The organism is Microbacterium sp. (assembly GCF_043427715.1).
Classification (GTDB): Bacteria; Actinomycetota; Actinomycetes; order Actinomycetales; family Microbacteriaceae; genus Microbacterium.
Genome location: NZ_JBHWTD010000071.1, coordinates 1 through 12,397, shown reverse-complemented (window position 1 = coordinate 12,397; position 12,397 = coordinate 1). Strand labels below are relative to the sequence as shown.

Annotated in this window: 10 protein-coding genes and 2 pseudogenes; 9 read left to right on the top strand and 3 right to left on the bottom strand. The window is 65.3% G+C overall.

Annotated features, from left to right (window positions below):
• Positions 1 to 60 precede the first annotated feature (60 nt).
• The 3 genes from ACHFGS_RS07680 to ACHFGS_RS07670 all read left to right on the top strand — a co-directional run bounded on the left by ACHFGS_RS07680 (position 61) and on the right by ACHFGS_RS07670 (position 3,352).
• Positions 61 to 1,188 carry a tyrosine-type recombinase/integrase gene (locus tag ACHFGS_RS07680; RefSeq protein WP_239264827.1) on the top strand — a complete coding sequence of 376 codons (1,128 nt, stop codon included), beginning with the start codon at positions 61 to 63 and terminating at the stop codon, positions 1,186 to 1,188.
• A 5-nt stretch (positions 1,189 to 1,193) separates the two neighbouring features.
• The gene (locus ACHFGS_RS07675) at positions 1,194 to 1,514 is read left to right on the top strand and encodes a helix-turn-helix transcriptional regulator (protein ID WP_071330018.1); all 321 of its coding nucleotides are present in this window, start codon (positions 1,194 to 1,196) and stop codon (positions 1,512 to 1,514) included.
• Positions 1,515 to 2,257: 743 nt separating this feature from the next.
• On the top strand, positions 2,258 to 3,352 hold the full coding sequence (locus tag ACHFGS_RS07670) for a hypothetical protein (protein ID WP_071329987.1): 1,095 nt from the start codon (positions 2,258 to 2,260) through the stop codon (positions 3,350 to 3,352).
• A gap of 101 nt (positions 3,353 to 3,453) precedes the next feature.
• Here the strand turns inward: ACHFGS_RS07670 and ACHFGS_RS07665 are convergent, their stop codons facing one another.
• Both ACHFGS_RS07665 and ACHFGS_RS07660 read right to left on the bottom strand, forming a co-directional pair.
• On the bottom strand, positions 3,454 to 4,719 hold the full coding sequence (locus tag ACHFGS_RS07665; protein WP_194384530.1) for an MFS transporter: 1,266 nt from the start codon (positions 4,717 to 4,719) through the stop codon (positions 3,454 to 3,456).
• Positions 4,716 to 6,356: an ABC-F family ATP-binding cassette domain-containing protein gene (locus ACHFGS_RS07660; protein WP_184219691.1), complete on the bottom strand. Its 1,641-nt coding sequence runs from the start codon at positions 6,354 to 6,356 to the stop codon at positions 4,716 to 4,718. Before ACHFGS_RS07660 ends, ACHFGS_RS07665 begins: the two co-directional genes overlap by 4 nt.
• A gap of 567 nt (positions 6,357 to 6,923) precedes the next feature.
• Between ACHFGS_RS07660 and ACHFGS_RS07655 the strand changes: the two genes are divergently transcribed.
• The 6 genes and pseudogenes from ACHFGS_RS07655 (at position 6,924) to ACHFGS_RS07630 (ending at position 11,758) form a co-directional block, all read left to right on the top strand.
• Entirely contained in the window at positions 6,924 to 8,105 is a 1,182-nt protein-coding gene (locus tag ACHFGS_RS07655) for a Cmx/CmrA family chloramphenicol efflux MFS transporter (RefSeq protein ID WP_217316632.1), read from the top strand.
• Positions 8,102 to 8,566: pseudogene (locus ACHFGS_RS07650) on the top strand (helix-turn-helix domain-containing protein); the annotation flags it as partial. The gene ACHFGS_RS07655 and the pseudogene ACHFGS_RS07650, both read left to right, overlap by 4 nt.
• Positions 8,567 to 8,610: 44 nt before the next feature.
• Positions 8,611 to 9,848, top strand: a protein-coding gene (locus ACHFGS_RS07645) for an IS3 family transposase (protein ID WP_394289325.1) whose coding sequence is annotated in 2 segments (ribosomal slippage) — positions 8,611 to 8,896 and positions 8,896 to 9,848 — 1,239 coding nt in all. Because the reading frame shifts where the segments join, the coding sequence is not laid out codon by codon here.
• Positions 9,849 to 9,871: 23 nt separating this feature from the next.
• Positions 9,872 to 10,414, top strand: a pseudogene (locus ACHFGS_RS07640) (integrase core domain-containing protein); the annotation flags it as partial.
• A 136-nt stretch (positions 10,415 to 10,550) separates the two neighbouring features.
• A complete protein-coding gene (locus ACHFGS_RS07635; RefSeq protein ID WP_394279130.1) occupies positions 10,551 to 10,805 on the top strand; it encodes a hypothetical protein in 255 nt (84 codons plus the stop codon).
• A complete protein-coding gene (locus tag ACHFGS_RS07630; protein ID WP_394279129.1) occupies positions 10,805 to 11,758 on the top strand; it encodes a zeta toxin family protein in 954 nt (317 codons plus the stop codon). Before ACHFGS_RS07635 ends, ACHFGS_RS07630 begins: the two co-directional genes overlap by 1 nt.
• Before the next feature lie 512 nt (positions 11,759 to 12,270).
• Here ACHFGS_RS07630 and ACHFGS_RS07625 read toward each other — a convergent pair.
• On the bottom strand, positions 12,271 to 12,397 hold a 127-nt coding region (locus ACHFGS_RS07625; RefSeq protein ID WP_394289330.1), incomplete at its 5' end, for an integrase core domain-containing protein.

The window sequence follows — 12,397 nt, the reverse complement described above, 5'->3', positions numbered from 1 at the left end:
CTCTTGATCACCCAGAGTACTTCATTTGCATCAATGTTGTATTGGATGCATCATGAGGATGTGCTTGAAGTTGATCCATCGTCTGCGCAGCGGCTCGTCTCCGCGCGGAATGTCATTCATCTTGACCCTGAGGGAGCCGTGCTCGACGGGATGTTGAATGGGTGGCGAGCCCAGCAGATTGCTCGCTTCTTGAAGGCTCCGACGATTGCGGCGAGAGAGCGGCTCGTGCGCCGGTTCGTGGACTTCACGGGTATGTACCCGTGGCAATGGACGCCGGCGGAGGCGGAGGCGTGGATCAGTGAGCTGCGCTCGGGCGTGAAGCCGTTGCGGCTATCGACGCTGCGTGGATACGAGATCGACATCAAGATGTTCTGCGAGTACATCACTGATCCTCGATATCCCTGGCTGTCCGAGTGTGAAGCGCGTTTTGGCGCTGCACCCAGACAGGTGTTCCATGAGGACAACTCGATTGTGCATGTCAGCGAGTACGAGGGCGATGCCGCGCGGCGACCGTTGACATTCGACGAAGTCCAGGCGCTGTTCGATGCGGCCGACGGGCTCGCCGCACGGATCCTGTCGCGACGGCGAAAGGGTGCGGTTCAGGCCGTGCGGGACGCCGCGCTTCTCAAGTGCGTCTATGCGTTCGGGTTGCGAAGACGTGAGGCGGTCATGCTTGATCTCGTGGATCTCCGCCGCAACGCGAAGCTGCCGCACCTAGACCGATTCGGTGCACTGTCGGTGCGCCATGGCAAAGCGAGCCGCGGGGGCCCGTCGAAGCGGCGCACGGTGCTCACCGTTCCGGAGATGGGCTGGATCGCGGAGACGCTGGCGCACTACCTCGATGAGGTTCGGCCGGCGTTGTCGTCATCGTCGAGTTCGTCGCCTGCTCTGTGGGTGACCGAACGGGGCACGAGGCTGAGCAGGCGTGCGGCGAACGAAGCGTTCTGTACAGCTCGTGATGCCGCGGGGATCGACTCTTCGTTGGATCTGCATTCGTTGCGGCACTCGTACGTGACGCACCTGGTGGAGTTCGACTACCCGGAGCGGTTCATTCAGGAGCAGGTGGGGCACTCGTTTTCCTCGACGACCGCGATCTACGTCGGCGTCTCTAACGAGTACCGGAACCGGCTGCTCACCCAAGCTATTCACACCCGCTACGGCGCCGACTTCGAGGAGGCAGCACGGTGAAAGAGATGGACTACGTCTGGCATCTGCGAGCGAAGATGGCGGAGCGTGGAATGTTCGCCACGACGGACCTGCAGCCGCTGCTCGCTGAGCGTGGTGTCGCGCTCTCCCGGGAGCAGACCTACCGGCTGGTGACGGGTCAGCCGCAGCGCCTGAGCATGGTTACGCTGATCGCGCTGTGCGACATCCTTGAGTGCACACCCAACGACCTCATCGAACCCCGCATCGTCGAGGCGTCCGCCAGGAAGGCTTCCGGGGAAGTCATCCCGCGGAAGAGCCGAGTATCCGCCCGCCGAACGACGATCAATCGGCCCGGGCATTCGAAATGACCGTGGTGCCGGAGCATCCTTGCTCCGAGTGCGGAAGCCGCGCCCCGCGGGTGAAACGACTCCCCGACGGTGGAGGGCTCTGCCGACCGTGCTACAACGTCAGCCGACGTATGGAGTGCTCGCGCTGTGGTCGCATCCGTGCGCCCAGCGCTCGAGCCGAGGACGGCGCACCACTCTGCGGGCACTGCGCGCGCCCTAAGCGGGCGTGTGCGGGATGCGGCCGTGTCGATCACGTCACCGCCATCGTGGACGGTCAGGATCTCTGCCAGCGCTGCTACTCCGCACCGGTCAGAGCGTGCGGACAATGCGGACGGGAGCGACGCGTCGCAACCCGCCACCAGAATGGCGTAGCAGATCTGTGCCACAGCTGCTACCGCACCCCCATCGCCGAGTGCGCCATCTGCGGTGAGAAGCGCGCGGTTCATACGACCTGGCCCCTCGGGTCTATATGCGGCGTGTGCTATCGACGCGAGCTCCGCCACCCCGACGGCTGCGGGTCTTGTGGGCAGGTGAAAGCGCTCATCGGTCGCGATGACCGAGGGGAGCGCGTTTGCGGGCCGTGTGCAGGGTCGACGCGCGACTACGTCTGTGCCACGTGTGGCGCCCCGGGTGAGCAGCACTTCGAGAACACCTGCATCCGCTGCTCCGTCGTTCGAGCCGCTGGCGACCTCCTCGCGTCCGCGACGGGGGTGATCCCCGGGCGTTTGGCCGGGCTCCCGGAAGCGCTCGTTTATCGAGGTTGCGTGGACTCGACCATGAGATGGCTGCTCAAGCCCACCCCGAGAGCTCTGCTCCGAGCGATCGGGTCGGAAGAGTCGATCACGCATGCGCGCGTTGACGCGTGTCCGCCTGGGCAGGCGCGACATCATCTCCGTGCGCTCCTGGTCGACGTCGGCGTTCTCCCGGTACGAGATGAGCAGACTGAGCGGCTCGAAACATGGGTCGACGAGTACCTGATCCAGCTTCCTTCACACCATGCCGCCGAGATCACTCCCTATGCACAATGGAAGGTGCTGCGGACTGTGCGGCGGCGGGCAGGACGCCGCCGTACCACGGTCGGTGTCGCAGATTCCGCGCGTGAACGGATCCGCGCGGCCGCGCGACTCCTGCAGCACGTCGAGCAAGAAGGGGCGGGCTTCTCCGCGCTGACACAGGAGGTCCTAGACCGGTGGGTCGGCGGCAACGCAGCCCGCACCGGCGACATCGCACCGTTCATCTCGTGGCTCAGGTCCACCGGCCAGTATCCGGGACTCCGCGTCGAGCGCGGACAGCAGGCCAGGCCGAGCGAGGTCAGCGGGGAGGACGAGCATCACGCTCTGGTCCGCACGTTTATCGCCGGGTCGGACGACACGGTGAGCCTCGCGACCAGGGTTGCCGCGCTGCTCGTGCTCCTTTACGGAGCTCGAACCGACCGCATCCACCGGCTCACCACTGTCGACACCAGTACAGCCGGAGGACGAACGTATCTCGCGCTATCGACAGAACCCATCGAGATCCCGAACTCGGTCGCTCAACTCTTCGCGCAGCTCGTGAAAGAAGCTGAGCAGAATCCGGGGGCGACTCGGCGAGCCGGTGAGGGATCGTATCTATTCCCATCTCCCCGACGACACCACGAGCCGATCCATCCCACGACCCTCGGACGGTGGATAGCGCGGGCCGGGGTCAGCCCGCGGATCGCCCGGAACTACGCCATGCTCGCCCTCGCTAGCGACCTCCCCGCCGCTATCGTGGCCGTTCAGATGGGAATCACGCCGCAGACAGCGAGCCGATGGTCGCAGTTCTCGCAACGCGACAATTCCGAGTTCGTCGCCGCGAGAGCAGATTTCCTCCCCCGCTGAGGGCACATCGGAGTGGGTTCAGGCAGCCGCGGCCCGAGAACTCCAAGCCGAGTCAATTCCTTCCAGGACGCTAACAATCAGGGACGCAGTGCGGCGCTGGGTCAAGTGTCCAGGGGGTGTCTCGTCTCGACGTCCCGCATGCGTCCGGCTAGAAGCGCGACGATGGCGAGCAGCGTCGGCGCGACGCCGGCCACGATGAAGATGGCTGGTATCGGCACGATCAGCGATAGGGGCCCGGCGATGGCGATCGAGACGGGCATGAACGCGATGGAGACGAAGAAGTCGAGACTGGCGACACGGCCGATCATTTCGGGTGGCACGAGGCGTTGAAGCAGTGTGCCCCAGATCACCACGCCGGCTCCTGTGGCAGCTCCGACCGCGAACAGTGTGGCGAGCATCACTATTAGGTTGTTGGCGAGGCCGATGAGCACGAGCGGGAGGGTTCCGCCGCCCCAGAGGCCGATCATCAGTGTCAGGTATCGCCGGGGCAGTTTGAGTGACGACACGATGAGCGATCCGATGGCGCCTCCGATTCCGTAGGCGGCGAGTAGTAGTCCGAACGTTGCTTCGGCGTCGTCGAATCGGTCGCGGGTGAGGAAGGGGAGAAGTACCTCGATTGGGCCCTGGATGATGAGCGCGAGGGATGATCCGAAGATCAGGGTCCATAGCAGCCAGCGGGTGCGGGCGACGTAGCGGACCCCGGCTTTGAGGTCGCCCCACACGCTCGTGCGTTGCTGCGACTGTTCCGGTTCGGTGGTTTCCTCCCGGCGGCTGAGGAACAGTGTGATGACGAACGCGACTGCGTAGGACGCGGCGACGATGACCGCTCCGATGGCGGGGAAGAACGCCCCGACGATGATCCCTCCGAGGGCGGGTCCGAGGCCCTGCCCCATCGAGGGCCGGAGAGCCCCTTCGAGCCCGTTTGCGGCGAGCAGTTGTTCGGGCGGTAGTACTTGGGGGAGGTAGGCGCTGTAGGCCGGGTAGAAGAACGCACTACCCGCGCCCATGGCGAACGAGGCGAGCCCGACATGCCACAACTCGATCGCGCCCGTGAGGGACAGCACCGCGACGGCGGCCATGACCGCCGCGGTGAGTCCCTGCACGGTGATGATGATCCGCCGCTTCGAGAAGCGATCGGCTACCACCCCGCCGAGGACCGAGAAAGCGAAGAGGCCGAGGCTGAGCCCGGTAGCGACGGCTGACAGGGCAAGGGGGCTGTCGTCGAGTGCGAGCACCTGAAACACCATGACGATGGCCCACATGCCGGTGCCGAAGACTTCGATACCGACGGCCGCGAACAGCAGCCGGTAGTCGCGGGTAGCGAGAGGGCGCAGCGCCCGCAGCCGGTCGGGAGTCTCGCGGGTCATACGAGCGCCTCGCTTTCGGTCGTAGCTTCCAGTTGCAGTGCCGGCCAGCCTTCGACGTCGCGGAGAAGCTGCCGGTCGTGGGTGGATACGACAACAGCCGCTTGGGTGGCGTTGAGCGCGTCGGTCAGTTCGTCGACGAGCGCGATCGATAGGTGGTTGGTCGGTTCGTCGAGCAAGAGCACGTGCGGCTTGGTGGCGAGCACCAGGGCCAGCTCGAGGCGCCGTTGCTGGCCCATCGACAGCTCACCTATCCGCTTGCTCGATTCGCGGGCGCGCAGGAGCCCGAGCTGCGAGAGACCGACTGCCTCACGCGATGGAACGAGCGCGTCGACGTGGGCTGCGTAGAACTCGCTCGCGCGACGATCCAGCGGCAGCTCCGACTCTTGGCGCAGAAAAGCGAGCCGCACGTTCTGCGGGCGACGAACGGTGCCGGTGTCCGGGCGGAGGTCTCCCGCTGCGACGCTCAGCAGTGTGGACTTGCCGGCCCCGTTGGGTCCGGTCACTACGAGACGCCCGCGGTGTGACAGAGAGAACGCCGCCGGGCGCGTAAGCCTGCCGGTCACGGTCACGTCCTCCACGCTCAACAGCACCGCTCCGGTTCGGGTCGCAAGCTCCGGGAAGCGAAACACTTGCGGCGGCTCGGGAACAGTCACCGCGTGCGCTTCGAGTTGCTCCTGCCGGCGATGCACGCTCTGCACGAGCCCGCCCGCGCGCGTGGCCCGTCCGTGCTTGTTGGTTCCCTTCTCTGGTCGCCACCCCGAGACGAGTCGGTTCTGCGCCGAGCTGAGACTGTCCTGCAGCCGCGCGAGCTCGGTCTGCTGTCGCTCGAATTCGTGCTCCCACCGTTCGCGCTCGGCGCGCCGGCCCTCGCGGTAGCCGGCATAACCGTTGCCGTACACGCGCACCCGGTCATCCGGGGTCGGGTCGAGGTCCACGATCGTCTCCGCGACGTCGGAGAGCAGCGCGCGATCATGGGTGACGACGACCACGCCGCCGTTTCGCGACCGCAGTTGCGTGGTCAGAAACTCGAGGCCGCTTCGATCGAGGTGATTTGTGGGTTCGTCGAGGAGCAGGAAATCGTCGTCGGCGCCGAGCAAGCACGCCAGACGGACTCGATAGCGCTGCCCGACGGAGAGGTCGTCCAGGCGTCGGGATGGCTCCGTTTCGGCGTCGAGTGCTTCCAACGCGATCTGCACCCGCCGTTCGGCATCCCACGCATCGAGGACTTCGGCGTGTTCCAATGCGGCGGCGTATCGTTCTTCGGCGCCGGGGACGCCTGCGGCGAGTGACACCGCGGCCGAATCGAGGGCCGCAACGGCGGCGAGCGGCTGCGCGATCGCTTCCGCGACCGCCTGGCCCACTGTGCGGTTGCCGCCGGTCGGCATCTCTTGTTCGGCTATGCCGACCGTCCCGAGTCGCTGCACTACTCCGCTGTCCGGGGTGAGAGCGCCGCTGAGGACGTGCAGGAGCGTCGACTTCCCCCGGCCGTTCTCGCCCACGATCGCTACTCGCGAGGTGGCCGTGACCGTGAGGTCGACGTGGCTGAGGACGGGGGTGGCTCCGCGCGTTACGGAGACGTCGGAGGCGATGAGCTGCGCGCGATGGCGCGCTGGTAGAGGGGTGTTGAGGGAGAGCATTCGTATCCTTCGGAAACGACGCACCGCACGGCTATGAAGCGTGCGAGGGTGCGCAAGGTGACGGCGACCCGTGCAGGGTCGAGAACGAGCGGCCGCCGCAGGCTCGGATGACTCAACGAGCGCGGTAGGCCTTACTCAGCCGTCACAGGAAGTACAAATGCACATTCCGAGTGTATCGAACGACGTGATCAGAGCAACCACCGAAGAGACTCCGCCTGGAGTTTGTGGCTCTCGTCAGCGGGACGCGCCTGCCCGGAGATCTCCGCAACAGAGGAGAGGTACAAGCCCACCACACTCGGCGGACGACGATCTGCTAGCTGTTGCTGGCCAGGAGGTTGTTGACACTTCTTGGGGCTGGCGGCGCAGCCAGGTAAGGTGAGCGGTATGTCGAGCCCTGAATCGGACACTCAGGGGCTTTCGGTCACGCCGTCAGCCCCTCACCTCCGCTGAGCCCTTAGCTCTCTGTTGCCCAGTGCTGCGCGCAGCACGGCATCCGGGTGCCCTCTGGGCGCTGACCGTGGTGACGAGACGTTCTCTTGTTCGTACTCTCGCTTCGGAGCTATCTCGATGCCTTTCGCTCTCTATCTTCTTGCCCTGGTGGTCTTCGCCATGGGTACTTCCGAATTCATGCTCGCCGGCCTCGTGCCCGACATCTCCACATACTTCAGCGTTTCCGTGGGGACCGCTGGTCTCCTGACATCGGCGTTCGCCGCAGGGATGGTGATCGGTGCACCGGCGATGGCCGCGCTCACTCGTCACCTCCCCGTGAAGGCGACACTCCTGGGTTGCGCGATCGTATTCGCGCTATCCCACGTCGTCGGGGCACTTACGCCGGATTTCACGGTTCTGTTCATCACGCGCGTGATCGCGGCGATCGTGAATGCAGGCTTCCTGGCGGTCGCTTTGGGTGCGGCGACGAGACTCGTAGCACCCGATGCCAAAGGGCGGGCCGTGGCGGTTCTGCTGGCGGGTACCACCGTCGCCACCGTCGCCGGCGTCCCCGCCGGTGCACTGCTTGGAACGGCACTCGGCTGGCAGTCGACGTTCTGGGCGATCGCTCTTCTCTGCGTCCCCGCTGCGATCGGCATTGCCGCGGGCTTCAACACTCAAGTTCACGACTCGTCAAGGGAGGAGTCGTCCTCGACCTCGCTGCGTGTGGAACTGGCGCAGCTGTCCTCCCCGCGCCTCGTTCTAACGATGCTGCTCGCTGCCCTGGTGAATGCCGGCACCTTCGCCACGCTCACCTATCTCGCGCCGATCGTTACGGACACCGCCGGCCTGAGCCAGTGGTGGGTACCGCTGGCCCTTGTGCTCTTCGGCGTCGGCTCCTTCATCGGCGTCACCGTTGCGGGACGACTCTCGGATGCCCGACCCAGGATCGTCATCGTCGGTGGTGGCAGCGTTCTGGTGCTCGGGTGGGTCGCGCTGGCCCTCTTTGCAACGAACCCCGTTGCCCTGCTCGGGCTCGTATTCACTCAGGGTGTGGTGGGGTTCGCCGTCGGGAGCACGCTGATCACACGAGTGCTCTATGCCGCGGCGAGTGCACCCACCATGGCAGGGTCATACGCGACAGCGGCACTCAACGTTGGCGCGGCCGCCGGTCCCGTGCTCGCCTCCGCCGCACTCAGCGTCATGCCGGGCGCGCTCGGACCCGTTTGGGTAGCCGCGCTCGCGACCACCACGGCACTGCTGCTCGCAGTTCCGCTTATTCGGCTGATTGCACCCGTCGAGAGCGAGGTGGTCAAGTGACGCACGCAAATTCGCCACTGACGGTCGAAGGTCGTCGTCGACTCGTCGCGCGCTGTCGGACTCGACCTATTTCTCATGTTGCCGCAGAGATGGGGATCTCCCGCGCGACCGCCTCGAAATGGGTCAACAGATACAAACGATTCGGGAAGCTCGGTCTACAGGACCGCTCGTCGTCGCCGATCCGTCAACCATCTGCAACGCCTGGCCGCCTCGTGGAGCAGATCGAGTCAATGCGACGAGAACAGAAATGGCCAGCGTCCCGTATCGCATTCGAGCTCGAGCAAGCAGGAACACCGGTCAGTCGTCGCACCATCACCCGGCTCCTCGCGCAGCTGGGCCTGAACCAGCGCAAGTATATTGACCCCAACGGCGAGTTGAATCGGGAACCGCAACGCATCACCACCAAACGTCCCGGCCACATGGTGCACCTGGACGTGAAGAAGGTCGGTCGTATCCCTGAATCGGCCTGACTTTCGTTCCGTTCTTCAAGCAAGGATGGAACTCGATGAACAGGAAGTACTCGCCGGAGATGCGTGAGCGGGCGCTGCGGATGCTCGCGGAGGCGCGGCCGGAGCACCCGACGATGATGAGCGCGGTGCGTCACGTGGCAGGGCTGCTCGGGATGAGCCCGGAGACGTTGCGGCTGTGGCAGCGCCGGTATGAGGTCGACGCCGGTATGAAGCCCGGACTCACCACTGACGCGGCGGCGGAGATCAAGCGACTGCAGAAGGAGAACGCCGAGCTGCGCAAGGCGAACGAGATCCTCAAGGCTGCGAGCGTGTTTTTCGCGAAGGAGCTCGACCGCCCCTGACCGAGATGATCCGGTTCATCAACGAACACAGGGATCGTTTCGGGGTCGAGCTCATCTGCCGCGTCCTCCGACCGGCAGTCCAGGGCTTCCTCACCGCCCGCGGCTACCGCGCCGCGGTCGGCCGGGCGCCGTCGGCTCGGCAGCTGCGAGACGACCTCCTGATCCCGGAGGTCGCCCGCCTGCATGCGGAGAACTACGGCGTCTATGGGCGCCGGAAGATGCACGCCCTGATGCGCCGGCAAGGGTGGGACATCGGCCGCGACCAGACCGAACGCCTCATGCGCCTCGCTGGGGTTCGTGGCGTCAAGAAGTCCAAGCGCGTGTTCACGACGAAGACCGATCGGACGCTGTCGCTGCCGACCGATCTCGTCAACCGACGGTTCACTGCCGACGCTCCGAGACGGTTGTGGGTGTGCGACGTGACCTACGTCGCGACGTGGTCAGGGTTCGCGTACGTCGCGTTCGTCACCGACGTCTACTCCCGCCGCATCGTCGGCTGGAACGTCGCCGCCACCCTAAAGGCCGAGGCCCTGCCGCTGCAGGCGCTGGACATGGCCGCCTGGGGAGCCGGCGGCGACCTCACTGGGCTGACCCACCACTCGGACCACGGCTCGAACTACATGGCGATGGTCTACACCGACCGCGTCGTCGAGCTCGGCGCCGTCCCCTCCACGGGGACCGTGGGCGACTCGTTCGATAACGCGATGGCGGAGGCGGTGAACAACCTCTACAAGACCGAGCTGATCCGCCAGCGCGGGCCCTGGCGGACGGTCGAGCAGGTCGAGCTCGCGACCCTCGAATGGGTTTGGTGGTGGAACAACCAGCGGCTCCACGGAGAGCTCGACATGCGCACTCCGATCGAGGTCGAGGACGCGCACTACGCTGACCTGGAATCAGCCCAACCGGCACCTGCCGGACAAGCAATCCGATAGGAACGAAAGTCAGGCCGATTCACCCTGATGGCGGCGGGTGGCGTGTGCACGGCAAAGGCAGCGAGAAAGCCAAAGCTGTCGCACGTCAGAAGACCCGGGGTACGAAGACTGGGTACGTCTACCTGCATTCGGCCATCGACGGGCACACCCGACTCGCGTACACCGAAGCGTTGCCGGACGAGAAAGCCGCCACTGCCGTCGCGTTCCTCGGACGTGCAAGAGCTTGGTTCGCCAAGCACGGCATCGCCGGGATCGAGCGGGTCGTGACCGACAACGGTTCCTGCTACCGATCCGCAGCTTTCCACGACGCAGTCGGGAACAGTCGACACCAGCGCATCACGCCATACACGCCTCGACACAACGGCAAAGTCGAGCGCTACAACCGGATCCTCGCCGAAGAGTTTCTTTACGCGCGCATCTGGCGCTCAGAAGCCGAACGCGCTGCCGCGCTCGAAGTGTGGAACCGGCACTACAACTATCACCGTCCCCACGGCGCTCACGACGGGCAACCGCCCGCCTCTGCGACACCGACGCGAGTCAGCAACGTCATGGCCTCATACAGCTAGCTGTCGCTCAAAGGCATGAGCGGATCGACGCGTGCTTGCGAATAGCGCAACCTTCAATATTGCTTCTCCGCCAGTCCCCTGAGCCTGTCCACCCCCCTCGGTAAAGTGGACCCTGACCACGACGGAAGGCAAAGACATGAGCGGCTCATGGCGAACCAACGACACCGTCGCCTACGACAAGATGCAGGAGCGGCACACCATGCTCACGCACCTGCTGGTCAACACCGCGCGCTCCACCACTGACCCGGACAACGCCGCCAGCATCCGTGCCGAAATGATCCGCTGGAAAGACGACACCCTCGCCGTCGACGGGTACGACCGGCAGTCGATCGACACCCACGCCGCTCTCATCGAATCGCGCATCCAGGAACTGTCTGCACAGGCGATCTGATGCTCGGCGACCCCCTCACTCCCGCTGAGCTCCAGCGCATCTTCGACGAGGACATCCGGCCCTACTACTTCCCGGACAACCTGGCACCCCAAGCCGAACCCACCATCGTCCTCGTCGGCGGCCAACCAGGCGCAGGCAAATCGCAAGCGACCTCCCGCATCGCCCGCGACTACCCCGGAATCGTCCCCCTCTCAGGAGACAACCTCCGCGCCTTCCACCCCGAATATGCGCAGCTCGTCCGCGATCGGCCCTTCGACGCCGGCCCGATCCTCTCCCAAGCCACCGCGGCCTGGGTCAAGAACGCGATCGACTACGCACGAGAGCATCGCCACTCCCTCCAACTCGAGGGCACCTTCCACACCCCCTCGCTCACCCTCGCGACCGCCCGCAACTTCCGCGACACCGGATTCCGCACCGAGATCGTCGCACTCGCCACCGCACGCCGCGACAGCCTCATCGCCGCCGCCGGCCGCTACTTCACCGACCACCAGGCCGGGGGAGAACCCCGCTGGACCACACTCGACCAACACGACCGAGGCTGGAACGGAACCCGCAATCTGCTCGAGCAGATCACCCCAGACGCACCCCTGAACCGGGTCAAAATCGTCACACGCAGCGGTGAGCTCTACGACGCTCCCATCCAGGACTACGACCAAGACACCGCCCTCGAAGCCCTCACCCAAGGCCGCACCGTCGCCGCCACGAACCGCGGCGCCGCCGCCTGGCTCGCCGAGCTCCGCGCGTTCACCCAGTACGCCCAAGCGTCCAACCAGATCACGCCGGCCACCGCACCCCTACTCACGGAAATGCACCGCATCGCGCTCAGCGAGGTCGTGCCGTCCATGCAGCTACCCGCGAACTCCGAAGCCGCCCCCCGACTGGTGCAACGCCTCAACGACACCATGACGATGATCGAAAAGACCGCCGCGCCCAAACGCGTCGACGACTACTGAAGCGCCCTGGGTCTGATGGAGACTCGCGCTATTTGATTCCCCCAAAAGGCCATTGAATGGCTTCCCCCGCGGGTTATGGTGACACATCACCGCTTGGAGGCGCTAGTGGATAGTCAGGAAGCACACGATTCGTCCGCGCAGCTCGCGGAGCTAGCTCACTCAGCGCGCGACGCTGCGCTCGCTTCAGTATTAGCCGCAGCAGAGGTCGACCGCGCACTCAATCGCGCCGTCGAATCTGGGATGACAATCGACGCAGTCTCAGTGACGCTCGGAGTTACGCGCGAGGTCGCCGACCTGCTAGTGACAGGCCGGGCCCACTTTCGAGACGTGACCGGATCGTCCTTCGCGCCCGACGAACTGCGAAGGATCAAATTGCGCGAGCGCGCGTCCTTCGAAGCACATCACGTCCCGAACCGCCCCCCGGACAGCTAGGCCACGAACGGTTGCACGATTGTCCCCCTTGTCGGTACGGTCGCGGGCAGGGGGCATCAAATGGGGGTGGGCCGCCCCCTTCATTCGGTCCGGACGGTCTGTGAGTCGTCGATTTCGATGTGATGGGTGCACTGCCGAGCGTACTCGGCCGGGGGTAGGTAGCCGAGCGATGAGTGCCGGCGGTGATGGTTGTACTCGTCCTTCCAA